The sequence below is a fragment of the Candidatus Mycobacterium wuenschmannii genome (assembly GCF_030252325.1).
Taxonomy (GTDB): Bacteria; Actinomycetota; Actinomycetes; order Mycobacteriales; family Mycobacteriaceae; genus Mycobacterium; species Mycobacterium wuenschmannii.
Genome location: NZ_CP126981.1, coordinates 280,844 through 305,382 on the forward strand (window position 1 = coordinate 280,844; position 24,539 = coordinate 305,382).

The window sequence follows — 24,539 nt, forward strand, 5'->3', positions numbered from 1 at the left end:
CCGCAGGTCAAACCTTGCCATGTGACGTCGAAGGTGGAAACGTACGTCAGCGATGACGAGCATCGGCGATCGGCTTCGCGAACAATCGGTGGATACCGTGCTCGGCCGAATTCGGCTGCAGGTCGGGGGATCTGGATCGCCGATTCTGTTCTGGCCGAGCCTGCTCATGACCGGCGACATGTGGCATGGCGTGGCCGGCGATCTCATCGACCGCCACCAGGTGGTGCTCATCGATCCGCCGGGCCAGGGCGGTAGCCAAGAGCTCGACGATTTTTTCAGCTTCGACGACTGCGCCCGCTGCGTGGCCGACATTCTCGACGGCCTCGGTCTCGACAAGGCCCACTTCGTCGGCAACTCGTGGGGCGGCATGATCGGTGCGACTTTCGCGGCGGCGTACCCCGGGCGGGTCGGGGGATCGGTGCTGATGAACTGCACTGCCGGCCGTGCCGGCCTGCGGCAGAAGGTTGAGTTCGCGATCCTGCTTCAGGTGGCGAAGTGGACGGGCGGCATCGGGGCGTTGCTGAATCGTTCTGTGCTGAAAGCGTTCTTGGGGCCAACCACCTTCCGGGAGCGCCCCGAGGTGGTGGCGCACGTGACCAATACGGTGAAGTCGGTCAATATCGCCTCTGCTTCCTGGGCGGTGAAGAGTGTCGTGCCGCGCCGGCCGGACCAGCGGCCGACGTTAGGCCGCATCCGCACTCCGGTGCTCGTCGTCGGTGGCGCCGAGGACGCTACCTTTCCGCCCCAGGACGCGATCGACATGGCCAAGGGCATCCCCAGTGCATCTGTTCGGGTCCTGGACGGGGTCGCACACCTGGCCGGCCTGGAGAACCCACCGCTGGTGAGCACGCTGGTCGAGCAATTCTTGGACAGCCAAAGCGGCTCCGCCGCAACCTAACTGGTTAGGTCTTGTCTTCGTTGGCCCGCGGGAAGCCGCCGCCCTGCGGGAACAGTGGGAACACCACATCGTCGAGTTTCATGGCGTCGCCGCTGGTCTTGTTGATCGTGTCACCCCAGATGTTGCCGTCGGGCGACATTTTCAGCGCCCACGCGTGGCCGTGAGTGTCCTGACGGACCACATCCGGCTGGCCGGTCACGGCGCCGGTGCCCTGCGCCAGGTGCAGCGCGACCGTCTGCTTGGTGTTCACCAGGTTCAGCAGCACCGTGCCGTCCAGCGCCGAACAGCCGGCGACGCCGGGCCGGTCCGGCCAGGTCCACACCGTGGATACCTTGGAGTCCTTGGTGATTCGCTGCAACCGGTCGGCGGTGGGCGTGCGGTCCGCGATAAACAGCGATCCGTCGACCGGGTCGGTGCACATGCCGCCACCGACCCCGATGCCGCTCAGCGCGGTCGTCGGCGGCGACGGGTTCAGCGTGGTGGGCTGCTCGAGGCGAATCACCTTGCCCGCCAACGACGCCGGGTCGTTGGCCGCCCCAGGGTTACCGGCGTCGCCGGTCATCACAACCAGCGTCGTCGGGCTGGTGAACAACATGGCGCCGGTATTTCCCATGGGCCCCTTGGGAATTCCGGTCAGGATGTCCTTGGGGGTGTCGCCGTCGGCGATCCGGATCACTCGGTTGTCGGTGGGCGTGCTGATGTAGGCGTACATCAACCGGTCCTGCGTGTAGGTCGGCGAGAGCACGATGTCCATCAGGCCGCCGTCGCCGGCCGCGTCGACGGGGATCACCAGCTTCACCTTGGGCTCGGCGCTGACCGACACCTCCTTGACCGCGCCGGTCGTGCGCTCGGCCACCAACGCCGACTTGCTGTCGGGCTGCATGAGCAGGCCGCTGGTGCTTTCCAGGCAGCCCTGCATCACGCCGGGCGCGGGGCATTCCTTGGGGAACGGCTTGTCGGGCAGCGGCGGGGGAGGAGGCGGTGACGAACTCGGCGCACCATGCCGCTCGGGTTCGGTGGTGAACGGCTGCGACGCCGTGTCGTTGAACTGGGCGCAGCCAGCCAGAACCAGCATCGTCGAGCAGAGCACAGGCACACCGCGCCGACCCGACCACCACAACCGCATAGCTGCCAGATTACGGATATGCCGGCGCATGCGCCCGTGACGGGTGCCGGGCGGGGCCCGGATTGGCCCGCAAACCCCGACCCGCCCGCGGACGAGCCCAAATCGCCGCCGCGAAAGCGCCGCTCAAATCCCCGATTCGCAGGAATTTGCCCTTACCCTGACACGGGTGAGCAGTCAACCGAATGACGCGCATTGGCAACGACAGGACTCCTCCGCGGTGCCGACCCCGGCGCGACCGGCGTCGGCGAGCCTGGTCGACCCCGAGGACGATCTGCCGTCGGACACCTACGCGGGTGACTTCGAGACCACGTTGATCCCGCATTACGACTCCGCCGACTCGGGCAGCGTCCGCTCGGCCAGCAGCGGCGTCGGCGTGATCGGCGGCCGGCACGAGCCGCTGCCCTACCAGCCGCAGACCACGGGTCGGCACTCGATCTTCGCGACCGAGGGCATGGAGGCGCAGCAGCGGGAGTACGACGACGAACGGGTCCGCGCCGCACACCGCCGCGGCACGCAGCACCTCGGCCTGCTGATTCTCCGGGTGGGCCTCGGCGCGGTCTTCCTCGCGCACGGCCTGCAGAAGCTATTCGGCTGGTGGGGCGGGCAAGGGCTGACCGGCTTCAAGAACCAGCTCTCCGACATCGGCTACCAGCACGCGGACATTCTCACCTACTGCGCCGCCGGTGGGGAGATCGCCGCGGGCGTGCTGCTGGTGCTCGGGCTGTTCACGCCAATCGCCGCGGCCGGTGCGCTGGCCTACCTGACGAACAGCCTGCTGGCCGGCCTGTCGGCGCAGCACGGCCCCCGGTCGTTCCCGTATTTCCTGCCCAACGGACATGAGTACGAGATCACTTTGGTCGTGCTGGCGGCCGCCGTCATCCTGGTCGGACCGGGGCGCTACGGCTTCGACGCGGGCCGCGGCTGGGCGCGGCGGCCGTTCATCGGCTCGTTTGCCGCCCTGGTGGTGGGCATTGGCGCCGGTGTCGGGCTGTGGATGCTGCTCAACGGCGCCAACCCGATCGGCTAGTCCGCGTACGGGTTGGGGACCCGGCCGGCGCTGGCCTTGGTCAGCTGCGGAAGCGTCGCGAAGGTGACCGCGGGTAGTCGCAACTGGCGGCCGTCCTTCAGCTGAGCGCGAGCCCAGGAGCCGCGGCTGAACCGGAGTCCGTCGATGTCTTCCCAGCGCACCGAGTGGCTGCCGAGCAGCGTTCGTACGGTGACGCCGTCGTCGTCGGCACTGGTTCGCAGCCGAATGATCAACGCCGACAACAGCACCGGAATGACCAGCACCGGCGCCGTGACGGGCCAGGTCATCACCGGCACGAGCAGACCGAGGGCGAAGAAGCCGACCGCGAAGTGAGCCATCGGTGAAATCCTGATCACCACGGGCGGTGCGGGCGCCGTTTCCTGGGGTGAGTCGGTGGCCATGCAAGCATCATGGCATCGCCGTCTGACCTCGATCTCCTGCCCGCCCCGGCCTGGCCGGGATTTGACGTTTGACCAGTACGGCAGCTACCGTCGTGGGGCGATGAACACATCTGGGAAGCTCGTAGTAATCCACCTGCGCGTTGGTGTCTGACTGATCAGTCTTACCGACGCGCAACCCTCGTGCAGCTGCTGAGCTGACGGGGGTTTTTTGTTGCCCACCCTTTCCAGAGCAAATTTCCAGAGCAAGACGACAAGAGGACACCGTGAGCGCACCCGCCAAGCCGGCGTCGCCCGAGATCGCAAGTCTCGCCTCCGACGCGGCGAAAGCTGCCCCCAAGCCGCCGACCGCTCGGCCGAAACATGTTGCGCCTGAGCAACTCACCGGCGCTCAGTCGGTAATCCGGTCGCTGGAAGAGCTAGAGGTCGAGGTCATCTTCGGGATCCCCGGCGGCGCGGTTCTGCCGGTCTACGACCCGCTGTTCGACTCCAAGAAGCTGCGCCACGTGCTGGTCCGCCACGAGCAGGGCGCTGGCCACGCGGCCAGTGGCTACGCGCACGCCACCGGCAAGGTCGGCGTGATGATGGCCACCTCCGGTCCCGGCGCCACCAACCTGGTCACCCCGCTGGCCGACGCGCAGATGGACTCGATCCCCGTCGTCGCGGTGACCGGGCAGGTCGGACGGTCGCTGATCGGGACGGATGCCTTCCAGGAGGCCGACATCTCCGGCATCACCATGCCGATCACCAAGCACAACTTCCTAGTGCGCGACGGCGACGAAATTCCCCGGGTGCTGGCCGAGGCGTTCCACATCGCCGCGAGTGGCCGGCCGGGCGCGGTGCTCGTCGACATCCCGAAGGACGTGCTGCAGGCGCCGTGCACCTTCAGTTGGCCGCCGCGGATGGACCTGCCCGGCTATAAGCCGAACACCAAGCCGCACAACCGGCAGATCCACGAGGCCGCCAAGCTGATCGCCGCGGCGCAGAAGCCCGTCCTCTATGTCGGCGGCGGAGTGATTCGGGGTGATGCCACCGAGCAGCTCAAGGAGCTCGCCGAGCTGACCGGCATCCCGGTGGTCACCACGCTGATGGCCCGCGGCGCGTTTCCGGACAGCCACCGCCAGCACCTGGGCATGCCCGGCATGCACGGCACCGTCTCGGCGGTGGCGGGTCTGCAGCGCAGCGACCTGCTGATCGCGCTGGGCACCCGCTTCGACGACCGGGTCACTGGGCAACTCGACTCGTTCGCCCCGGAGGCCAAGGTCATCCACGCCGACATCGACCCGGCCGAGATCGGCAAGAACCGGCACGCCGACGTGCCGATCGTCGGGGACGTCAAGGCCGTCATCACCGAGCTGATCGCGGCCCTGCGCCACGACGACGCGTCGTCGAAGATCGGCATCGCCGACTGGTGGACCTACCTCGACGAGGTGAAGGCCACCTACCCGCTGAGCTACGGGCCGCAGAGCGACGGCAGCCTGAGCCCGGAGTACGTCATCGAAAAGCTGGGTGAGATCGCCGGCCCCGACGCGGTGTACGTCGCGGGCGTCGGTCAGCACCAGATGTGGGCCGCGCAGTTCGTCTCCTACGAGAAGCCCCGAACCTGGCTCAACTCAGGCGGTTTGGGCACCATGGGCTTCGCAGTCCCGGCGGCGATGGGCGCCAAGATGGCCCGCCCCGAGGCCGAGGTGTGGGCGATCGACGGCGACGGCTGCTTCCAGATGACCAACCAGGAATTGGCCACCTGCGCCATCGAAGGCGCGCCGATCAAGGTCGCGTTGATCAACAACGGCAACCTCGGCATGGTCCGCCAGTGGCAGACGCTGTTCTACGAGGAGCGCTACTCGCAGACCGACCTGGCCACCCACTCGCGGCGGATCCCGGACTTCGTCAAGCTGGCCGAGGCGCTGGGTTGCGTCGGATTGCGTTGCGAGCGTGCCGAAGACGTGGAGGACGTGATCAACCAGGCGAGGGCGATCAACGACCGCCCGGTGGTGATCGACTTCATCGTCGGCGCCGACGCGCAGGTGTGGCCGATGGTGGCCGCCGGGACCTCGAACGACGAGATCCAGGCCGCCCGCGGCATCCGCCCGCTGTTCGACGACGGTGTCGAGGGGCACGCCTGATGCGCACGCACACGCTCTCGGTGCTGGTCGAGGACAAGCCCGGTGTGCTCGCGCGCGTCGCGGCGCTGTTCTCGCGGCGCGGCTTCAACATCGAGTCGCTGGCGGTGGGTGCCACTGAGCAGAAGGACATGTCGCGGATGACGATCGTCGTCTCCGCCGAGAGCACTCCGCTCGAGCAGATCACCAAGCAACTCAACAAGCTGATCAACGTCATCAAGATCATCGAGCAGGACGACAGCAACTCGGTGTCCCGCGAGCTGGCGCTGATCAAGGTCCGCGCCGACGCCGGCAGCCGCAGCCAGGTGATCGAAGCGGTGAACCTGTTCCGCGGCAAGGTGATCGACGTGTCGCCGGAATCGCTGACCATCGAGGCCACCGGTGACCGCGGCAAGCTGGAGGCGTTGCTGAAGGTCTTGGAGCCGTTCGGCATTCGCGAAATCGTTCAGTCCGGAGTGGTGTCCCTCTCCCGAGGGCCACGCGCCATCGGAACCGCCAAGTAACCCATTAGTACGAAAAGCCAGACAAGAAGGAGACATTCAGGTGGCTTTGGAGATGTTCTACGACGACGACGCTGACCTGTCGATCATTCAGGGCCGCAAGGTCGGTGTGATCGGCTACGGCAGCCAGGGGCACGCGCACTCGCTGAGCCTGCGCGACTCCGGCGTCGAGGTGCGCGTCGGCTTGAAGGAAGGCTCGAAGTCGCGGGCCAAGGTCGAGGAGCAAGGCCTGACCGTCGACACCCCGGCCGAGGTCGCCAACTGGGCCGACGTGATCATGCTGCTCGCGCCCGACACCGCGCAGGCCGACATCTTCAAGAACGACATCGAGCCCAACCTCAAGGACGGCGACGCGCTGTTCTTCGGGCACGGCCTCAACATCCACTTCGACCTGATCAAGCCGCCCGGCAACGTCACCATCGCGATGGTCGCGCCGAAGGGCCCGGGGCACCTGGTCCGCCGCCAGTTCGTCGACGGCAAGGGTGTGCCCGCGTTGATTGCGATCGACCAGGACCCGACCGGTGAGGGCGAGGCGCTTGCGCTGTCCTACGCCAAGGGCATCGGCGGCACTCGCGCCGGCGTCATCAAGACCACCTTCAAGGACGAGACCGAGACCGACCTGTTCGGCGAGCAGGCCGTGTTGTGCGGTGGCACAGAGGAATTGGTCAAGACCGGCTTCGACGTGATGGTCGAGGCGGGCTACCCGCCGGAGATGGCCTACTTCGAGGTGCTGCACGAGCTCAAGCTGATCGTCGACCTGATGTACGAGGGGGGCATCGCCCGGATGAACTACTCGGTGTCCGACACCGCGGAGTTCGGTGGCTACCTGTCCGGTCCGCGGGTGATCGACGCCGACACCAAGCAGCGGATGCGCGACATCCTGCGCGACATCCAAGACGGCACGTTCACCAAGCGACTGGTGGCCAACGTCGAGGGCGGCAACAAGGAGCTCGAGGGCCTGCGCAAGGAGAACGCCGAGCACCCGATCGAGGTCACCGGCAAGAAGCTGCGCGACCTGATGAGCTGGGTCGACCGGCCGATCACCGAGACGGCTTAGTCATTCGCGCCGAACGTGCACTCAGAGCGAATTTTTGGCGATTTTCTCGCACTGAATGCACGTTCGGCGCTGGCAGCGGGCCCGATCGGCGACCGTGGCGCAATCGGCCGCAACCGCGACCACTAGGCTGGCCCGCGTGAGCCTGCCTGTTGTTCTTATCGCTGACAAACTTGCCGAATCAACTGTCGCCGCACTGGGCGATCAGGTCGAGGTCCGCTGGGTAGACGGCCCAGACCGGCCGAAGCTGCTCGCGGCGGTGCCCGAAGCCGACGCGCTGCTGGTCCGCTCCGCGACCACCGTCGACGCCGAGGTGCTCGACGCCGCGCCGAAGCTGAAGATCGTCGCCCGCGCCGGAGTCGGCCTGGACAACGTCGACGTCAAGACCGCCACCGAGCGCGGTGTGCTCGTCGTCAACGCGCCGACCTCCAACATCCACAGCGCCGCCGAGCACGCGCTCGCCCTGCTGCTGTCGGCGGCCCGCCAGATCCCCGCGGCCGACGCCACGCTGCGCGAGCACGAGTGGAAGCGCTCCAAGTTCTCCGGCACCGAGATCTTCGGCAAGACGGTCGGTGTGGTCGGCCTCGGTCGCATCGGGCAACTGGTCGCGCAGCGCCTGGCTGCCTTCGAAGCACACATCGTCGCGTATGACCCCTACGTGTCGGCGGCGCGCGCGGCCCAGCTCGGCATCGAGTTGCTTTCACTCGACGAACTGCTCGGTCGCGCCGACTTCATCTCCGTGCACCTGCCGAAAACGCCTGAGACGGCGGGCCTGATCGGCAAAGAGGCGCTGGCGAAAACCAAGCCGGGCGTGATCATCGTCAACGCCGCCCGAGGGGGCCTGATCGACGAGGCCGCCCTAGCCGACGCCATCACCAGCGGTCACGTTCGCGCTGCCGGTCTCGACGTGTACTCCAAGGAGCCGTGCACCGACAGCCCGCTGTTCGAGCTGTCAGAGGTCGTGGTGACCCCGCACCTCGGGGCCTCCACCGAAGAGGCTCAGGACCGGGCCGGCACCGACGTCGCGGCCAGCGTGAAGCTGGCGCTGGCGGGGGAGTTCGTCCCCGACGCGGTCAACGTCGGCGGCGGAACGGTCAGCGAAGAGGTGTCGCCGTGGCTGGACCTGGTGCGCAAGCTGGGTCTACTCGCCGGTGCGCTCACCGAGGAACTGCCGAACTCGTTGTCGGTGCAGGTCCGCGGCGAGCTGGCGTCCGAAGACGTTGAGGTTCTTCGACTTTCGGCGTTGCGCGGATTGTTCTCCGCTGTCATCGAGGACCAGGTGACGTTCGTCAACGCGCCCGCCATCGCCGAGGAGCGCGGGGTGGCCGCCGACATCAGCACCGCCACCGAGAGCCCCAACCACCGCAGCGTCGTCGACGTGCGGGCCGTGGCCGCCGACGGGTCGGTGGTCAACGTGGCCGGTGCGCTGTCCGGCCCGCAGCAAGTCGAGAAGATCGTGCAGATCAACGGTCGCAACTTCGACCTGCGCGCGCAGGGCATCTACCTCGTCATCAATTACGGCGATCAGCCCGGGGCGCTGGGCAAGATCGGCACGCTGCTGGGCACCGCCGGGGTCAACATCCAGGCCGCGCAGTTGTCCGAGGACGCAGAGGGTCCGGGTGCGACGATCCTGCTGCGCGTCGACCGCGACATCCCCGCCGAGGTCCGCGACGAGATCCGCTCGGCCGTGTCGGCCAACAAGCTGGAAGTGGTTGACCTGTCGTGAAACGCGCCGGCGACGATGCAGCACGCAGTAATGAGGAGGAGCGGCGCCGATGAAGCTCGCCGTCATCCCGGGCGACGGGATCGGGCCAGAGGTCATCGCCGAAGCGGTCAAGGTTCTCGACACCGTTGTACCCGGTGTGCAGAAGACGCACTACGACTTGGGCGCCAAGCGATTTCACGCGACCGGCGAGCTGCTCCCGGACGAGACGATCGCCGAACTGCGTGGGCACGACGCGATCCTGCTGGGTGCGATCGGCGACCCGTCGGTGCCCAGCGGCGTGCTGGAGCGAGGCCTGTTGCTGCGCTTGCGCTTTGAGCTCGACCATCACGTCAACCTGCGGCCCGGCCGGCTGTACCCGGGTGTCAGCAGCCCGCTCGCCGGCAAGCCGGACATCGACTTCGTGGTCGTGCGTGAGGGCACCGAAGGCCCCTACACCGGTACCGGCGGTGCGATCCGCGTCGGCACCCCGCACGAAGTCGCGACCGAGGTCAGCACCAACACCGCGTTCGGGATCCGTCGAGTGGTGGAGGACGCCTTCGCGCGCGCGCGGCAGCGACGCAAGCATCTGACGCTGGTACACAAGACGAACGTGCTGACCTTCGCCGGGTCGCTGTGGGCGCGCACCGTCGCCGAGGTCGGCGAGAAGTACCCCACCGTCGAGACGGCCTATCAGCATGTCGACGCCGCCACCATCCACCTGGTCACCGACCCGGGCCGATTCGACGTGATCGTCACCGACAACCTGTTCGGCGACATCATCACCGACCTGGCCGCGGCCGTGTGTGGCGGAATTGGGTTGGCGGCCAGCGGAAACATCGACGCGACGCGGACCAACCCGTCGATGTTCGAGCCGGTGCACGGCAGCGCACCCGACATCGCGGGTCAGGGCACCGCCGACCCGACCGCCGCGATCATGTCGGTGGCGCTACTGCTTTCCCACGTCGGCGAAGACGCTGCCGCCGCGCGAGTGGACCGGGCCGTGGCTTCCCATCTGGCCAGTCGCCCGACCGAAAAGCTATCCACCGCCGAAGTCGGCGAAAGGATTGCGTCCGCGCTCTAGCTTCCAGGCCAGGCGGCAAAGTCCTGGCCGGCACGAGGGGCACCGCCAGAAGCGGAAACAGCGCGCAGACAAGGAATCCCGGCGGGTAGCCGTGGGACGCGATCAGCCCACCGAACACCGGTGGCGCGCCAGCCGCCATCACGCGCTGATAAGTGTTCTGCAGACCCAAGGAGCGACCGCTCCAGAACGGGCCCGCGTACTCGGTGATCGCCGTCGACTCCAGGCCGTTGTCGAGTACCGCGACCACCGACGCAATCACCATCAACGGCACGGCAATCCACGCCCGCACGTTGTCGGCGAATGCCAGGCCGAGCAGCACGATGGTCCCGGCCACCGACATGATCCGAACCGGAACCAGCCGCGATCCCACCCGGTCGGACCAGCGACCGACGATCACGCGTCCGACCGCTCCGAGTACCTGCGACACCGTGACGAGCAAGCTCGCCAACGGAACCGAGCATTTGTAGTTCGCGATCAGCCAGATCAACATGAACGTCACGGTCACCGTCTGCGGCACCATCAGCAGCGCCGACACCGCGTGAATACGCCGCAGCACCCACGAGCGCCGGTATGGGTTGGCCAATTCCTCCGGTGTCGCCTCGTCCCATTCCTTGCGCGGCGGATCGGTGATGGCGACGACGCTGAGCACCGCCGCGGCAGCGCACAAGATCGCCGGAAAAATCAGCGCCGACGTCGCGATCTTGCTGTCGATCGCGAATTCGGGAATGACCAACGCGCCCAACCCGATTCCGAGTGGCTGCGCGGCCTGCCGGACGCCCATCGCCAAGCCGCGCTGCTCGGGCGGAAACCAGCCGGAGACCAGCCGACCGCCCGCGGAATTGCAACTCGCGGCCGCCATGCCACCAATGAACAACCACGTCGCGAACGCGACCATCGAATGCATGTTGGCCGCCGCGTAGGCGGCGCCCGCCGTCAGCGCAGAGCCGAGGGTCAGCACGATCCGTTCGCCCACCCGGTCCAGCACGTAACCCCACAGGATCAGCGTCGCGACCATGCCGAAGCTCGGCATCGACGACAGCAGTCCGGCCTCGGCCAGCGGTGTGCCCAGATCTTCCTTGAGGGCGGGAATGAGGAACGCGACGCCGTTGATGAAGACGAAGGCGCTGGCGGTCACCAAGAGCGAGACGACGACGATCAACCAGCGTCGAGCTGCGCTCAGCTCGACCGTGTCGGTCGCGTCCGAAGTCATGATCAATGCTTGCACAGCGCTGCGACTGCTGTGGTCAAAGCGGCTACGCCCCGCCGTTCCGGCGCGCATCGTCGGCCGACTCGGCGATTGGTCGGCCTCCTCAGCCCGCCGTTCCGGCGCGCATCGTCGGCCGACTAGGTGAATGGTCGGCCTCCTCAGCCCGCCGTTCCGGCGCTCATCGTCGGCCGACTAGGCTGAATCAAATGCGCCTTGGCCGAATTGCCAGTCCCGATGGCGTCGCGTTCGTCTCCATCGAGGGTGAGCCCGACGACATGACCGTCCGCGAGATCGCCGAGCACCCCTTCGGCACCCCCACCTTCACCGGCCGTTCTTGGCCACTGGCCGACGTGCGGCTGCTGGCCCCGATCCTGGCCAGCAAGGTCGTCTGCATCGGCAAGAACTACGCCGACCACATCGCCGAGATGGGTGGCACGACGGGCCCTGTCCCGGCCGACCCGGTGATCTTCCTCAAGCCCAATACCGCGATCGTGGGGCCGAATGTGCCGATTCGGTTGCCGGCCAACGCATCACCGGTCCACTTCGAGGGTGAGCTGGCGGCCGTCATCGGTCGGCCATGCAAGGACGTCACCGCCGACCGCGCCGCCGAGAGCATCCTCGGCTACACGATCGCCAACGACGTGTCCGCCCGCGACCAGCAGAAGTCCGACGGGCAGTGGACCCGGGCCAAGGGGCACGACACCTTCTGCCCGGTCGGTCCGTGGATCGAGACCGAGATCAATCCGGCCGACCTGGAACTGCGCACCGAGGTCAACGGTGAGGTCAAGCAGGACAGCCGCACCTCCCTGATGATTCACGATGTCGGCGCGATCGTGGAGTGGATCTCCGCGGTGATGACGCTGCTGCCGGGCGACCTCATCCTGACCGGTACGCCCGCGGGCGTCGGCCCGATCGTCGACGGCGACACCGTCAACATCAGTATTTCGGGCATTGGGACGCTGTCGAATCCCGTTGTCCAGAAGCAGGATTCGTAGGCCGGGGGAGCGGTGATCCACCGCCCGGGCGGCGAGCGTCGGGCGCTGGTGAGAGGTAGGCCGTTTGTTTGGTAGTCTGCTCGTCGGCCCATTACGGCTGGCAGCAGTGCCCGTACGACCGCTGAGGGTCTACCGGCAGGCCTCTGACCAGCGGTTATAGGCAGCCAATGGGGTATGGTGTAATTGGCAACACAGCTGATTCTGGTTCAGCCATTCTAGGTTCGAGTCCTGGTACCCCAGCACAATTCGTCCACCGCAAGCGATTAGGTGGGCGTTGGGCGGTCAGCTATGCTGGCTGCTCGGTATCAGTCCGGCCCCGTCGTCTAGCGGCCTAGGACGCCGCCCTCTCACGGCGGTAGCGTGGGTTCGAATCCCATCGGGGCTACTCATCCAACAAGCCAGCTGCTCTAGCTGGCTGCTGGGGCGGTTGAACCGCCCACCGGCATCGCCGGAATTCCGAGCTTGCGGTGATCCCACGATCGCGTGCGCTGACCGACGATGCGAACCCCGACGCGCTTGTTCATCATCATGTCGACCGCGGGCTTCATTTCCTCGGTATAGGGCCCGGTGTAGCGCTCCCACACGCTGACGCCCACCCGGAAGCACGCGTCCGGGTCGTCGACGATCTCCGCGACTCCCTCGAACGACACACCGCGCAGGGTGTCGTAGGTGTCGCCGTCCTCGATCATGAAACTCACCCGCGGGTCGCGCGCGAGGTTGACCGCCTTCTGCGACTTCGCTTTGGTCTCCAGCCAGATCTCGCCGTCGACGACGCCGTACCACATCGCGGTGAGGTGCGGCTGCCCGTCGGGGCCGATCGTCGCAAGGGTTCCGGTCCGGCTGTTGTTGACGAACTCGGTGATCTCCGAGGAGGACATGACGATCTGCGCGCGCTGGTTCGTTCCCATGGCGTCAGTGTCTCAGGTCACGAAAATACGGTTCACAACCGCCTCGTCAGTGCGTCGGCGGCCGCCAACAGGTCGGCGGCCCAGCGTGCACCGGGCCGGCGACCCATGCGATCGATCGGACCCGACACCGAGATCGCGGCGACCACCGTGCCGTGGGCATCGCGCACCGGCGCCGAGACACTGGCCACCCCCGGCTCGCGCTCGGCGGCGCTCTGCGCCCAGCCGCGGCGCCGCACCTCGGCCAGCACGCGGTCGCTGAACTTGGCGCCCGGCAGCACCGCGGCGCGGGTGGCGTCGTCACCGAACGCAAGCAACACCTTGGCGCCCGAGCCCGCCGTCATCGGCAACCGCGCACCGACCAGGACCGTATCGCGAAGGCCCGCAGGGGGTTCCACGGCGGCGACGCAAATCCGCGACGTGCCTTCGCGGCGATACAACTGCACGCTCTCGCCGGTGATCTCGCGCAGCCGTGGCAGCACCGTTGCGCCGGCGGCCAACAGGGGATCGTGGACCTGTGCCGCCAGTTCGCTGATCGCCGGCCCCAGCCGCCACCGTCCCTCGCCGTCGCGCGCGAGCAAGCGGTGAACCTCCAGGCCCGCGGCCAACCGGTGCGCGGTGGCCCTGGGGAGCCCGGTGCGATCACACAATTCGGCTAGCCCGCAGGGTGATTCCGCGATGGTCTGCAGAACCCCCACGGCTTTGTCGAGGACGCCGATGCCGCTATCCTGTCTCACAGAGAGATACTAACGTCTCGCATAGTGAGATCAACGAATTGGGATGAGCTCGTGACGAAAACTGCAGCCCACGACGCCGCGCGCCCGCGCACGCTGGCGGAGAAGGTCTGGGACGACCACCTGGTGTCGTCCGGCGGCGACAACGAACCGGACCTGATCTACATCGACCTGCATCTGGTGCATGAGGTGACCAGCCCGCAGGCGTTCGACGGCCTGCGCCTGGCGGACCGTCCGGTGCGACGCCCGGATCTGACGATCGCCACCGAGGACCACAACGTCCCGACGATCGACATCGACAAGCCGATCGCCGATCCGGTATCGCGCACTCAGGTGGAGACGCTGCGCCGCAACTGCGAGGAATTCGGCGTTCGGCTGTACCCGATGGGCGACATCGAGCAGGGCATCGTCCATGTCGTCGGTCCGCAGCTGGGCCTGACGCAGCCGGGGATGACAGTCGTGTGCGGTGACAGCCACACCTCGACGCACGGCGCCTTCGGCGCAATCGCCATGGGAATCGGCACATCCGAGGTCGAGCACGTGCTGGCCACCCAGACGCTTCCGTTGCGCCCGTTCAAGACGATGGCGGTCAACGTCGACGGTGAGCTGCCGGCCGGCGTCACCGCAAAGGACGTGATCTTGGCCGTCATCGCCAAGATCGGTACCGGCGGGGGGCAGGGCCACATCATCGAATACCGCGGCAGCGCCATCGAATCCCTGTCGATGGAGGCGCGGATGACGATCTGCAACATGAGCATCGAAGCCGGCGCGCGCGCAGGCATGGTGGCACCGGATGCCACCACCTACGAATTCCTGCGCGGCCGCCCGCACGCTCCGACGGGTGCCCAGTGGGATGCGGCGCAGGCCTATTGGGATCAGCTGCGCACCGACGAGGGAGCCGAATTCGACACCGAGGTCTACCTGGATGCCGCGTCGCTGACCCCATTCGTCACGTGGGGGACGAACCCCGGACAGGGCGTTCCGCTGGGCGACAACGTCCCTGATCCCGAGTTGATGGGCGACGACAACGAGCGACAGGCGGCCGAGAAAGCGCTGGCGTACATGGATCTTCGGCCCGGGCTTCCGATGCGGGAGATCGCCGTCGACGCCGTGTTCGTGGGCTCGTGCACCAACGGCCGCATCGAGGACCTGCGTGTGGTCGCCGACATCCTGCGGGGCCGGAAGGTCGCCGACGGGGTTCGGATGCTGGTCGTGCCGGGCTCGATGCGGGTCCGCGCGCAGGCCGAAAGCGAAGGGCTGGGCGAGATCTTCACGGCCGCGGGTGCCGAATGGCGTCAGGCGGGCTGCTCGATGTGTCTGGGGATGAACCCCGATCAGCTCGAACCGGGGGAGCGCTGCGCGGCGACGTCGAACCGGAACTTCGAAGGTCGCCAAGGTAAAGGCAGCCGTACACATTTGGTGTCGCCGGCCGTTGCCGCGGCCACTGCGGTGCGCGGAAAACTCTCCGCGCCGGATGACTTGAACTGATCGAGAGAGAAATCCAATGGATGCATTTCACACCCACACCGGGATCGGCGTGCCGCTGCGGCGCTCCAATGTCGACACTGACCAGATCATTCCCGCGGTCTACTTGAAGCGAGTCACCCGAACGGGTTTCGACGATGGATTGTTCGCGGCGTGGCGCAATGATCCGTCATTCATTCTGAATCTCAGTCCATTCGACAGAGGTTCAGTACTGGTCGCCGGACCGGATTTCGGGACGGGTTCCTCGCGCGAGCATGCGGTCTGGGCGCTTATGGACTACGGCTTCCGGGTGGTGATCTCGTCGCGCTTCGGTGACATTTTTCGCGGCAATGCGGGCAAGTCGGGTCTGTTAGCGGCCGAGGTTGCTCAAGATGATGTGGAACTTCTTTGGAAGCTCATCGAGAACAGCCCCGGGCTGGAAATCACTGTGAATCTTCAAGATCGGAATGTGTCGGCGGGAACGGTGGTGGTGCCGTTCAAGATTGACGATTACACCGCATGGCGTTTGACGGAGGGGCTCGACGACATAGCCCTTACGCTGCGCAAACGCGACCAGATCGAAGTCTTCGAGGCGGACCGTCCGGACTGGAAGCCAAAGACTTTGCCCTCCGCCTGACGGCTCGATCGAGCCCGAAATGGCGGCGCCCCAGGGGCGTATTTCGCCGCTGCGCGACCTCCCAAGGGCGGCAAGCGGATTCCTGAAAAGTTCGCCGAGATCCATTGAAATTGCGCGTGGCTCTTGGAAATCAGGCACTTGAGGGTTTACCGTGTTTGCTAGTCGGTCCAGAGAGGGCCACTAGCTTCGGAGGATATGGATGGTCAACAAGGCAGAGCTCATCGACACACTCACCGAGAAATTGGGCACTGACCGTCGTCACGCAACCGCGGCCGTCGAGAATTTCGTCGACACCGTCGTGCGTGCGGTTCAAAAGGGTGAGAGCGTCACCATTACCGGTTTCGGTGTGTTCGAGCAGCGCCGTCGTGCGGCCCGCGTAGCCCGTAACCCCCGCACCGGCGAGACGGTCAAGGTCAAGCCGACCTCGGTGCCGGCATTCCGCCCCGGCGCGCAGTTCAAGGCGGTTGTGTCTGGCGCACAAAAACTCCCATCAGATGGACCTGCAGTGAAGAGAGGTGTCGTGGCTACTGGAGCGAAGAAGGCGGCGAAGAAGGCCCCCGCTAAGAAGGCGGCCGCGAAGAAGGTCGTGAAGAAGGCTCCGGCCAAAAAGGCGGCCGCGAAGAAGGTCGTGAAGAAGGCTCCGGCCAAGAAGGCAGCGACCAAGCGGACCACCGCGGCCAAGAAGGCTCCGGCCAAAAAGGCAGCGACCAAGCGGACCACCGCGGCCAAGAAGGCTCCGGCCAAAAAGGCAGCGACCAAGCGGGCTCCGGCCAAGAAGACCGCAGCCAAAAAGGCTCCGGCTCGTCGCGGTCGTCGCTAAGGACTAACCGCACCAAACGCAGATTCGCCGCGGAACCGGCTCACCCGAGCCGTCCGCGGCGAATTTGCGTGTCAGGCCTCGATGTTGGCGGCCAGTGCGCTGCCGATGTGATCGGCGGCGATCAGCCGGCCGTCCGCCAATGACAGCACCCACGTGCTGCCCTTGCGGTTGCGCGACTTGTCCGGGCGGACCCCGTCGCGTTCGCACCACCAGGCGATCAGGTCCGGAATGACCTTGCCCTGAGTGCAAATCACCGGCGTGCGGTGCGATTCGACGATCTGCAGCACGCGGCGCCGCGCGCGCTTCGCGTTGTCGGCGTACGCCTCTTCGGTCAGGGCCGGCTCGTTGGTGATCGTGACGCCCAGCTCTTCGGCGAGCGGTTCCACTGTCTGTTGGCAGCGCACCCGATCCGCGGCGAAGACGTCGGTGGGGCCGAAGGTCGACAGTTGCGCGACAAGCGCCTCGGCCTGTGCCCGGCCCTTTTTGTCCAGTGGACGCATCTTGTCGTCGCCGGTGAAGCGGGACTTGCTGCCCGCGGTGCCGTGCCGGACGATCAACACTGATTGAGTGTCAGCCGGTTGTTTTGCCCACCGCCGCAATATCTTTCGGTCGTAGGGGTACGACACCTTCTTGAGCGCGGCAGCGACCGGCAACCAGATGAGCTCGTCGACCTCGTTGTTGGGTGCGAAGCTGCCGCCGATGCTGCGGGCCGACCAGTATTGGACCCGCTTGGTGCGCTGCTCGATCGGATAGCTCACGGTGGCGATCCGCCGGCCGAGGTGGACGAGATACCCCGTCTCCTCGAGCACCTCGCGTACGGCCGTCACCGGTTCGGTCTCGCCGGGGTCGACTTTGCCCTTGGGCAGCGACCAGTCGTCGTATCGCGGACGGTGGATCACCGCGACCTCGGCGGCGGATTCGCGGTGCCCCGGTCGCCACAGCACGCCGCCGGCGGCTAGGACGATCTTGCTCGTCGAGCGCCCTGACGAGGTTTGTGTCGACACCTACACTCCTGCAAGTCAATTGGGGCCCAACGGGGCCTATGGCCAGAAGCTCGAGGTCTGCCGTCGGCTAGCTGCGGTGCTTGTCCATCAGCGACACCTGGTGGTCGCGGACCGAGTGGCCGGCCTGCGGCGACGCTTTCCACTGGCCCTCGGAGCCCAATTCCCAGCAGCGCGTCGCGGGGTCGAGCGCCGAGTCCAGAATGTCGTTGAGTTGAGTGGTCAGGCGCGGATCCTTGACCTGAACCAGAACCTCGACGCGGCGATCGAGGTTGCGGTGCATCATGTCTGCGCTGCCGATCCAGACCTCGTTGATGGCGCGGAAATTGAAAATGCGCGAGTGTTCGAGGTACTGGCCGAGGATGGAACGCACGGTGATGTTCTCGGAGAAGCCCGCCACGCCCGGGCGCAGCGCGCAGATCCCGCGCACCACCACCTCGACACGCACACCGGCCTGCGACGCACGGTAGAGCGCATCGATGACCTGCTCGTCGACCAGAGAGTTCATCTTCAGCCGGATGTGCCCCTTGCCGGTTTCCTTGTGCGCGGCGATCTCCTGGTTGACGCGATCGATGATTCCGAGACGAATCCCGTGCGGCGCAACCAGAAGGTTCCGGTAGGACACCTTGCGCGAGTAGCCCGTCAATGTGTTGAACAGGTCGGTCAGGTCGGCGCCGATGTCGGGGTCGGCGGTCAGCAGGCCGACGTCCTCGTACAACCGCGCCGTCTTGCTGTTGTAGTTGCCGGTCCCGATGTGGCAGTAGCGCCGGATCGTCGAGCCCTCGCGCCGCACGACCAGGCAGGTCTTGCAGTGCGTCTTCAATCCCACCAGGCCGTAGGCGACGTGCACGCCCGCCTGCTCCAGCGCGCGCGCCCACTTGATGTTGGCCTGCTCGTCGAATCGGGCCTTGATTTCCACCAGCGCCACGACTTGCTTTCCGGCAGCGGCTGCTTCGATCAGCGCTCGCACGATCGGCGAGTCTCCAGAGGTGCGGTAGAGCGTCTGCTTGATCGCGAGCACGTTGGGGTCGGCTGCGGCCAGTTCGATGAAGCGCTGCGTGCTCGTCGAGAACGAGTCGTAGGGGTGGTGCACCAGCACGTCACCCTCGCGCAGCGTCGCGAAGATGCTCTTGGGCGTCTCGCGATCTACGAAGGCGGGGCTGGTCGCCGGGACGAACGCCGGATCCTTCAGCGTCGGACGGTCGACGCCGTAGATCTGCCAGAGCGACGAGAGGTCAAGCAGCCCAGGCACTTGGATGACGTCGCCGGGATGCACGTCGAGCTCGCGAAGCAGCAGCTCCAGCATGTGTTCGGTCATGTCGTCGGCCACCTCGAGGCGCACCGGCGAACCGAATCGGCGGCGCGCGAGCTCGCGCTCCAACGCCTGCAGCAGATCCTCGTCGCGGTCTTCGTCGACCTCGAAGTCGGCGTTGCGGGTGATCCGGAAGGCGTGGTGCTCAACGATTTCCATGCCCGGGAACAGCGCGGTCAGGAACGCCGCGATCAGCTCCTCCATCGGCAGGAAGCGGACTTCCTTCTTGCCGCCCACCTCGTTGACACCCGGCCGGTCGTCGAGTTCGACGAAGCGATCGACGTTGTCGGGCACCTTGACCCGCGCGAAGTGCTGGCCGCCGTCGTCGGGTTGCTTGACGGTGACGGCGAGATTCAGGCTCAGGCCGCTGACGAACGGGAACGGGTGGGCGGGGTCGACCGCCAACGGGGTCAGCACCGGGAAGACCTGCTCGGTGAAGTACGTCGAGAGCCGGTCGCGCTCGGCCCTGTCGAGATCGGCCCACGTGACGATGCGGATGCCCTCTTCGGCGAGACCGGGCTCGACCGAGTTGAGGAACACCTCGGCGTGCCGGGTCGCGATCTTCTGGGTCTGTTCACCGATGCGACGCAGTTGCTCGCGCGGAGTCAGCCCGTCCGCGGAACGCACCGACAGGCCCATCTCGTCGCGCCGTTTGAGGCCGGCGACGCGGACCATGTAGAACTCGTCAAGGTTGGAGGCGAAGATCGCGAGAAACTTCGCGCGCTCAAGCAGCGGCAGCGACGTGTCTTCGGCGAGCGCGAGGACGCGGGCGTTGAAGTCCAGCCAGCTCAGCTCGCGGTTGATGTAGCGGTCTTCCGGAAGAGGGTTCTCGACCGCGGTGGCGGTGGTGGCAGGCGGCGCACCCGGCGCGGTGTCGACGGCCGGCCGCTCCGGAGCTTCGGCGGAGGCGGCGGTGTCCGGGGCTTTGATGTCAGTCACCCTTGCGATCATTCCCCATCGGTGGCGGGTGCTGCTACCGACCGGCGGTGGGACATTTGCCGTTGTAGCCCCGTTCACCCGTCGTTACCCCGCTTGGGATTCGAGCCCTTCGATCGCCTTCTCGGTGGCCGTACCCACTCCCAACGCGCGGGCGATCGCCAGGTCGTCGGGGGTGTCGATGTCGCAGCGCAGTCCCGGCCAGCCGCCGGTCAGTTCGACCGCCCCTGAATCGCGGTGCAGGGCAGCGGAATTGAGGCCCAATCGTGGCTCGAGTGCGGCCCCGAAGGCGCAGAGCGCGGCGGTGCCGGTGCCGAGCCGGTCGGCGACGAAACTGCGCCGATACCGCCGGGCGTCAGCGATAGCCTCGCTGAGTTCCCGGGTCTGCAGCGCGGGCAAGTCTCCTTGCAGGACAACGATATTCGACATCGAGGCGGAGACCACGCGTTCGGCGGCGGCGATCGCGTTGTTCAGCGGATTCGGGTGGCCGACCGGCGTCGGATCGGCGAGCACCTCGGCCCCGAGTTCGATCGCCGCGGCGGCCGCGACGTCGTCGGGCGTGACCACCGTGATGAGACCGACGGCGCCCACCCGGGCCGCAGCGCTGAGGGTGTCGATCAGCATTCCCAACACGATGTTCTCCCGCTCCTGCGCCGAGAACAGCGGCGCGAGGCGGGTCTTGGCGGCGGTGAGCCGCTTGACAGCGACGATCACCCCGACATCGCCCTCGGCGTCGGCTCGGCTTCGGGTCACCCGACCATCCTGCCAGCGCGGCTCGGGACGGCCTGCATCGTCGCTGGGCTGGTTTGATGGCCCAGCTCCTCCTCAGGCCGGGACGGCCTGCATCGTCGCTGGGCTACGGTGAAGCGCCGGGAGTTAGAGCACACTGACCAGACGGGACCTAGCCGACACATGCCCACGACGACAGCGGTAATGGGGTCCGGCGCGTGGGGCACGGCGCTGGCCAAACTGCTCGCCGACGCCGGCGGTGACGTCTCGTTGTGGGCGCGGCGATCCGATGTCGCCGAGCAGATCAACTCCACCCGTCGCAACCCCGACTACACGGCCGATGTGGCCTTGCCCGACGGCATTCGGGCTACCGCGGATCCAGCCGAGGCGTTGAGCGGAGCCACGACGGTTCTACTGGCGGTCCCTGCTCAGACCATGCGAACCAACCTCGAGCAATGGGCCGGCCTGATGGCCCCCGGCGCGACACTGGTCAGCGCCGCGAAGGGCATCGAACTCGGCACGCTGATGCGGATGAGCCAGGTGATCGTCGCTGCGACCGGGGTCGACTCGTCGCAGGTCGCGGTGATCTCCGGACCGAACCTGGCCAACGAGATCGCCGACGAACAACCCGCGGCCACCGTGATCGCCTGCCCCGACTCCGGTCGGGCCGTCGCACTGCAGCGCATGCTGAACACCGCCTACTTCCGGCCGTACACGAATGCCGACGTCATCGGCACCGAGATCGGCGGCGCCTGCAAGAACGTGATCGCGCTGGCCTGCGGCATGGCGTCCGGGGTGGGGTTGGGGGAGAACACCGCGGCGGCGATCATCACCCGGGGTCTGGCGGAGATCATGCGCTTCGGCATCGCCGTGGGGGCCAAGGGCACCACGCTGGCCGGGCTGGCCGGCGTCGGAGATCTGGTCGCGACCTGCACCTCACCCAGATCGCGCAACCGCAGTTTCGGCGAGAGCCTGGGCCGCGGCGAGACCATGGAGGCCGCTCTGCAGGCACGCGGCGGACACGTCGTCGAGGGCGTCACCTCATGTCAGTCGGTGCTGGCGCTGGCCTCCAGTTATGACGTCGAGATGCCCCTGACCGACGCCGTCCACCGGGTTTGCCACAAAGGACTCTCGGTCGATCAGGCCGTGATCGCGTTGCTGGGGCGCAGCACCAAGCCGGAATGAGCTCGTAACCAGCGCCGCTGCGCCAGCCGGTAGCCTCTCTGGTTGTGAACGCCCGCCCGTCCTCCCACGCGCCCGATCGGGACCGTGTCCGGGTTGCCGTCGTGTTCGGCGGGCGCAGTAGCGAGCACGCCATTTCCTGCGTCTCGGCGGGCAGCATCCTGCGCAACCTCGACCCGGAGCGGTTCGAGGTCGTCGCGGTCGGCATCACCCCGGAGGGCTCCTGGGTGCTCACTGACGGCGACCCCGCGGCGCTGGCCATCACCGACCGGCGGTTACCCGGGGTGACCTCGGCGTCGGGCACCGAGTTGGCGTTGACTGCCGACCCGCGCCGCGCCGGTCAACTGGTGTCGCTGTCGCCCGGCGGGGGCGAGGTGCTGACGTCGGTCGATGTGGTGTTCCCGGTGCTGCACGGTCCGTACGGCGAAGACGGCACGATCCAGGGTCTGCTCGAACTCGCCGGGGTGCCGTACGTCGGTGCCGGGGTGCTGGCGAGCGCGGCCGGAATGGACAAGGAGTTCACCAAGAAGCTGCTGACGGCCGAGGGCCTGCCGATCGGTGACTACGCGGTGCTGCGGCCTTCGGAGTCGACGCTGGACGCCGAACAGCTTGACCGGCTTGGTCTTCCGGCCTTCGTCAAGCCCGCTCGCGGTGGCTCGTCGATCGGGGTCAGTCGGATCACCAGCCGGCACGAACTGCCCGACGCGATCGCCTACGCCCGCAAGCATGATTCGAAGGTGATCGTCGAGTCCGCGATCGTGGGCCGCGAACTGGAATGCGGTGTGCTCGAATTTCCCGACGGCACTGTGCAAGCCAGTACTTTGGGGGAGATCCGGGTGGCCGGGGTCCGTGGTCGCGAGGATTCGTTCTACGACTTCGCCACCAAATACCTCGACGATGCCGCCGAACTCGACGTGCCCGCCAAGGTCGACGATGACGTCAGCGATGCGGTGCGAGCGTTGGCAATTCGCGCGTTCACGGCCATCGACGGCCGCGGTCTGGCGCGGGTCGACTTCTTCCTCACCGAGGACGGGCCGATCATCAACGAGGTCAACACCATGCCCGGGTTCACCACGATCTCGATGTATCCGCGGATGTGGGCGGCCAGCGGCGTCGACTATCAGACCCTGTTGGCGACCATGGTCGACACCGCGTTGTCGCGTGGGACCGGTCTGGTCTGACCGCCGATCAGCCCCGCGCCGGGTCGACGGGCCGGGCCGGCACGACGCGGTCGATCAACTCGGACAGCTGCTGGATCGGCGTCGGCCCGGAATTCGGTGGCAGCGTCAGCGCCACGTAGACCGCCCGATCCACGGTGTACCAGGTCGATCGTTGGTCCTGGCGCACCTCGAACCATTGCACGTTGTCGACGACCTGGAGCGGGGACCCGATGACGAAATCGGCTGGGCGCTCGAGGCCGCACCGCAGCACCACGGCATCCCCGGAACTCGACGGCTGCCAAGCCGCCGCCCCGTCCGGGGCCGGTTGCGCCAGCTGAGCCCGGGTGTAGTCGCCAAGGCGTTGGGGCAGCGCGTCAGTCAGCCGGCGGCAGGCAGGATCGTGTGCCTGCGGCGCGGGCACGGCCGCGACGACGGCCGGGCCGGCGGTGTGGTGGCGGGTCGCGGCGATCGCCAGAATGACACCGATGGCGCCGACCGCCACCGCCAATGCGGCGATCAGTGCGGCCCGCGGGGGGCCGTCGGACTCGGCCATGGCTAGAAACCTACCGTTGATGCTGTGCACAGGGACGAGTCGGATCGCACCCTCGCTCAGATGGGCGAATTCGGAGTGATCGAGCGGCTGACCCGGGGTCGACCGGGATCGGCCGATGTGGTCGTTGGCCCCGGCGACGACGGCGCGGTGGTGTTGGCCGGTGACGGTCGCGTAGTGGTGTCCACCGACATGCTGGTGGAGGGCCGGCACTTTCGGCTGGACTGGTCGACGCCGTACGACGTCGGCCGTAAAGCGGTGGCGCAGAATGCCGCCGACATCGAGGCGATGGGGGCGCGCGTTTCCGCCTTCGTCGTAGGATTCGGCGCGCCGGCGGAAACTACTGCAGCGCAAGTCAATACGCTGGCCGACGGAATGTGGGAGGAAGCCGGCCGGGTCGGCGCGGTCATCGTCGGCGGCGACTTGGTGGCCAGCCCGCAGTGGGTGGTGTCGGTGACCGTGCTCGGCGATCTCGAGGGCCGCGCCCCGGTGTTGCGGTCCGGTGCGAGGCCCGGCTCGCAGCTGGCGATCGCCGGCTGGCTCGGCCAGTCGGCTGCCGGATTCATGTTGTGGGACAGGAAGATCGAACGCTTCGATGAGTTACGTCGACGCCACCTGGTGCCACAGCCGCCGTACGGCCAGGGCCGCGCGGCCGCCGAGGCGGGAGCGCACGCGATGATCGACATCTCGGACGGCCTGGTCGGCGATCTGCAGCACGTCGCCGACGCGTCCGGGGTCGTCATCGACCTGAGCACCGAGGCGCTCAGCGCCGACCGGGAAGTGTTGGCGCAGGCGGCGGCGGACCTCGGAGTCGACCCGTGGGACTGGGTGTTCGGCGGTGGCGAAGACCATGCCCTGGTAGCCGCGTTCCCCGGGCCCGTGCCCGGCGGCTGGCGCGTGATCGGGCGGGTGCTCGACGGCCCCGCCGCGGTACTCGTCGACGGTGCACCGTGGCGCGGGTACGCGGGATGGCAGTCGTTCTAGGTATCAGTAGG

Annotated in this window: 21 protein-coding genes, 2 tRNA genes and 2 pseudogenes; 16 read left to right on the forward strand and 9 right to left on the reverse strand. The window is 67.2% G+C overall.

What is annotated here, in order from left to right; genetic code table 11:
* The first annotated feature begins 52 nt into the window (after nt 1-52).
* Nucleotides 53-898, forward strand: a complete 846-nt coding sequence (locus tag PT015_RS01445) for an alpha/beta fold hydrolase (RefSeq protein WP_285188289.1) — start codon at nt 53-55, stop codon at nt 896-898.
* Nucleotides 899-902: 4 nt separating this feature from the next.
* Here the strand turns inward: PT015_RS01445 and PT015_RS01450 are convergent, their stop codons facing one another.
* The gene (locus PT015_RS01450; RefSeq protein ID WP_285188290.1) at nt 903-2,024 is read right to left on the reverse strand and encodes a PQQ-dependent sugar dehydrogenase; all 1,122 of its coding nucleotides are present in this window, start codon (nt 2,022-2,024) and stop codon (nt 903-905) included.
* Between the two features lie 166 nt (nt 2,025-2,190).
* Here PT015_RS01450 and PT015_RS01455 point away from each other — a divergent pair, with 166 nt between their 5' ends.
* Nucleotides 2,191-3,051: a DoxX family protein gene (locus PT015_RS01455; protein WP_285188292.1), complete on the forward strand. Its 861-nt coding sequence runs from the start codon at nt 2,191-2,193 to the stop codon at nt 3,049-3,051.
* On the opposite strand, the gene PT015_RS01460 is transcribed toward PT015_RS01455, so the two are convergent.
* The gene (locus PT015_RS01460; RefSeq protein WP_285188293.1) at nt 3,048-3,452 is read right to left on the reverse strand and encodes a PH domain-containing protein; all 405 of its coding nucleotides are present in this window, start codon (nt 3,450-3,452) and stop codon (nt 3,048-3,050) included. The genes PT015_RS01455 and PT015_RS01460 overlap by 4 nt on opposite strands.
* Nucleotides 3,453-3,715: 263 nt before the next feature.
* Here PT015_RS01460 and PT015_RS01465 point away from each other — a divergent pair, with 263 nt between their 5' ends.
* From PT015_RS01465 to PT015_RS01485, 5 genes are all read left to right on the forward strand, one after another.
* Complete coding sequence (locus PT015_RS01465; protein WP_390887913.1) at nt 3,716-5,575, forward strand: acetolactate synthase large subunit; 1,860 nt, start codon at nt 3,716-3,718, stop codon at nt 5,573-5,575.
* The gene (gene ilvN / locus PT015_RS01470) at nt 5,575-6,075 is read left to right on the forward strand and encodes an acetolactate synthase small subunit (RefSeq protein ID WP_285188295.1); all 501 of its coding nucleotides are present in this window, start codon (nt 5,575-5,577) and stop codon (nt 6,073-6,075) included. The genes PT015_RS01465 and ilvN overlap by 1 nt, the downstream gene beginning before the upstream one ends.
* A gap of 52 nt (nt 6,076-6,127) precedes the next feature.
* Nucleotides 6,128-7,129 carry a ketol-acid reductoisomerase gene (gene ilvC, locus PT015_RS01475; protein WP_285190868.1) on the forward strand — a complete coding sequence of 334 codons (1,002 nt, stop codon included), beginning with the start codon at nt 6,128-6,130 and terminating at the stop codon, nt 7,127-7,129.
* 136 nt (nt 7,130-7,265) lie between these two features.
* The gene (gene serA, locus PT015_RS01480) at nt 7,266-8,852 is read left to right on the forward strand and encodes a phosphoglycerate dehydrogenase (protein ID WP_285188296.1); all 1,587 of its coding nucleotides are present in this window, start codon (nt 7,266-7,268) and stop codon (nt 8,850-8,852) included.
* Nucleotides 8,853-8,901: 49 nt separating this feature from the next.
* On the forward strand, nt 8,902-9,912 hold the full coding sequence (locus tag PT015_RS01485) for a 3-isopropylmalate dehydrogenase (RefSeq protein ID WP_285188297.1): 1,011 nt from the start codon (nt 8,902-8,904) through the stop codon (nt 9,910-9,912).
* A gap of 181 nt (nt 9,913-10,093) precedes the next feature.
* On the opposite strand, the pseudogene PT015_RS01490 reads toward PT015_RS01485, so the two are convergent.
* Nucleotides 10,094-11,191: pseudogene (locus PT015_RS01490) on the reverse strand (MFS transporter); the annotation flags it as partial.
* A gap of 134 nt (nt 11,192-11,325) precedes the next feature.
* On the opposite strand from PT015_RS01490, the gene PT015_RS01495 reads away from it, so the two are divergent.
* The 3 genes from PT015_RS01495 (at nt 11,326) to PT015_RS01505 (ending at nt 12,499) form a co-directional block, all read left to right on the forward strand.
* Nucleotides 11,326-12,114 carry a fumarylacetoacetate hydrolase family protein gene (locus PT015_RS01495; RefSeq protein ID WP_285188299.1) on the forward strand — a complete coding sequence of 263 codons (789 nt, stop codon included), beginning with the start codon at nt 11,326-11,328 and terminating at the stop codon, nt 12,112-12,114.
* A 168-nt stretch (nt 12,115-12,282) separates the two neighbouring features.
* A tRNA-Gln gene (locus tag PT015_RS01500) sits at nt 12,283-12,354 on the forward strand.
* A 72-nt stretch (nt 12,355-12,426) separates the two neighbouring features.
* Nucleotides 12,427-12,499 (forward strand) — tRNA-Glu (locus tag PT015_RS01505).
* 22 nt (nt 12,500-12,521) lie between these two features.
* Here the strand turns inward: PT015_RS01505 and PT015_RS01510 are convergent.
* Both PT015_RS01510 and PT015_RS01515 read right to left on the reverse strand, forming a co-directional pair.
* Entirely contained in the window at nt 12,522-13,022 is a 501-nt protein-coding gene (locus PT015_RS01510) for a PPOX class F420-dependent oxidoreductase (RefSeq protein WP_285188301.1), read from the reverse strand.
* Nucleotides 13,023-13,054: 32 nt separating this feature from the next.
* Nucleotides 13,055-13,756, reverse strand: a complete 702-nt coding sequence (locus tag PT015_RS01515) for an IclR family transcriptional regulator (protein WP_285188302.1) — start codon at nt 13,754-13,756, stop codon at nt 13,055-13,057.
* A gap of 51 nt (nt 13,757-13,807) precedes the next feature.
* Between PT015_RS01515 and leuC the strand changes: the two genes are divergently transcribed.
* The 3 genes from leuC to PT015_RS01530 all read left to right on the forward strand — a co-directional run bounded on the left by leuC (nt 13,808) and on the right by PT015_RS01530 (nt 16,674).
* On the forward strand, nt 13,808-15,241 hold the full coding sequence (gene leuC / locus PT015_RS01520; protein ID WP_285188303.1) for a 3-isopropylmalate dehydratase large subunit: 1,434 nt from the start codon (nt 13,808-13,810) through the stop codon (nt 15,239-15,241).
* 16 nt (nt 15,242-15,257) lie between these two features.
* Complete coding sequence (gene leuD, locus PT015_RS01525; RefSeq protein ID WP_285188305.1) at nt 15,258-15,854, forward strand: 3-isopropylmalate dehydratase small subunit; 597 nt, start codon at nt 15,258-15,260, stop codon at nt 15,852-15,854.
* A gap of 199 nt (nt 15,855-16,053) precedes the next feature.
* Entirely contained in the window at nt 16,054-16,674 is a 621-nt protein-coding gene (locus tag PT015_RS01530) for an HU family DNA-binding protein (protein WP_285188306.1), read from the forward strand.
* 71 nt (nt 16,675-16,745) lie between these two features.
* Here PT015_RS01530 and PT015_RS01535 read toward each other — a convergent pair whose 3' ends face one another.
* The 3 genes and pseudogenes from PT015_RS01535 to cofC form a co-directional block, all read right to left on the reverse strand.
* A complete protein-coding gene (locus tag PT015_RS01535; RefSeq protein ID WP_285188307.1) occupies nt 16,746-17,678 on the reverse strand; it encodes an 8-oxo-(d)GTP phosphatase MutT1 in 933 nt (310 codons plus the stop codon).
* A gap of 67 nt (nt 17,679-17,745) precedes the next feature.
* Nucleotides 17,746-19,945, reverse strand: a pseudogene (locus PT015_RS01540) (RNA degradosome polyphosphate kinase).
* Nucleotides 19,946-20,010: 65 nt separating this feature from the next.
* Entirely contained in the window at nt 20,011-20,676 is a 666-nt protein-coding gene (gene cofC, locus PT015_RS01545; protein ID WP_285188309.1) for a 2-phospho-L-lactate guanylyltransferase, read from the reverse strand.
* 159 nt (nt 20,677-20,835) lie between these two features.
* On the opposite strand from cofC, the gene PT015_RS01550 reads away from it, so the two are divergent.
* On the forward strand, nt 20,836-21,837 hold the full coding sequence (locus tag PT015_RS01550) for an NAD(P)H-dependent glycerol-3-phosphate dehydrogenase (RefSeq protein ID WP_285188310.1): 1,002 nt from the start codon (nt 20,836-20,838) through the stop codon (nt 21,835-21,837).
* Between the two features lie 44 nt (nt 21,838-21,881).
* Entirely contained in the window at nt 21,882-23,015 is a 1,134-nt protein-coding gene (locus PT015_RS01555; RefSeq protein ID WP_285188311.1) for a D-alanine--D-alanine ligase family protein, read from the forward strand.
* Between the two features lie 7 nt (nt 23,016-23,022).
* Here PT015_RS01555 and PT015_RS01560 read toward each other — a convergent pair whose 3' ends face one another.
* Nucleotides 23,023-23,547 (reverse strand): DUF3515 domain-containing protein, encoded by a 525-nt coding sequence (locus PT015_RS01560; protein ID WP_285188313.1) that lies wholly within the window; start codon nt 23,545-23,547, stop codon nt 23,023-23,025.
* A gap of 60 nt (nt 23,548-23,607) precedes the next feature.
* Between PT015_RS01560 and PT015_RS01565 the strand changes: the two genes are divergently transcribed.
* Nucleotides 23,608-24,528, forward strand: coding sequence for a thiamine-phosphate kinase (locus PT015_RS01565; RefSeq protein WP_285188315.1), 921 nt, complete (start codon nt 23,608-23,610; stop codon nt 24,526-24,528).
* The last annotated feature ends 11 nt before the right edge of the window (nt 24,529-24,539 follow it).

What these genes read in the sequence shown, in the direction of transcription:
- ilvN (WP_285188295.1), top strand. Translation starts at nt 5,575, where the DNA reads ATGCGCACGCACACGCTCTCGGTGCTGGTCGAGGACAAGCCCGGTGTG.
- PT015_RS01485 (WP_285188297.1), top strand. Translation starts at nt 8,902, where the DNA reads ATGAAGCTCGCCGTCATCCCGGGCGACGGGATCGGGCCAGAGGTCATC.
- PT015_RS01510 (WP_285188301.1), bottom strand. Translation starts at nt 13,022, where the DNA reads ATGGGAACGAACCAGCGCGCGCAGATCGTCATGTCCTCCTCGGAGATC.
- leuD (WP_285188305.1), top strand. Translation starts at nt 15,258, where the DNA reads ATGGATGCATTTCACACCCACACCGGGATCGGCGTGCCGCTGCGGCGC.
- PT015_RS01495 (WP_285188299.1), top strand. Translation starts at nt 11,326, where the DNA reads ATGCGCCTTGGCCGAATTGCCAGTCCCGATGGCGTCGCGTTCGTCTCC.
- PT015_RS01445 (WP_285188289.1), top strand. Translation starts at nt 53, where the DNA reads ATGACGAGCATCGGCGATCGGCTTCGCGAACAATCGGTGGATACCGTG.
- ilvC (WP_285190868.1), top strand. Translation starts at nt 6,128, where the DNA reads ATGTTCTACGACGACGACGCTGACCTGTCGATCATTCAGGGCCGCAAG.
- PT015_RS01550 (WP_285188310.1), top strand. Translation starts at nt 20,836, where the DNA reads ATGCCCACGACGACAGCGGTAATGGGGTCCGGCGCGTGGGGCACGGCG.
- PT015_RS01565 (WP_285188315.1), top strand. Translation starts at nt 23,608, where the DNA reads ATGGGCGAATTCGGAGTGATCGAGCGGCTGACCCGGGGTCGACCGGGA.
- PT015_RS01530 (WP_285188306.1), top strand. Translation starts at nt 16,054, where the DNA reads ATGGTCAACAAGGCAGAGCTCATCGACACACTCACCGAGAAATTGGGC.
- PT015_RS01460 (WP_285188293.1), bottom strand. Translation starts at nt 3,452, where the DNA reads ATGGCCACCGACTCACCCCAGGAAACGGCGCCCGCACCGCCCGTGGTG.
- PT015_RS01450 (WP_285188290.1), bottom strand. Translation starts at nt 2,024, where the DNA reads ATGCGGTTGTGGTGGTCGGGTCGGCGCGGTGTGCCTGTGCTCTGCTCG.
- PT015_RS01560 (WP_285188313.1), bottom strand. Translation starts at nt 23,547, where the DNA reads ATGGCCGAGTCCGACGGCCCCCCGCGGGCCGCACTGATCGCCGCATTG.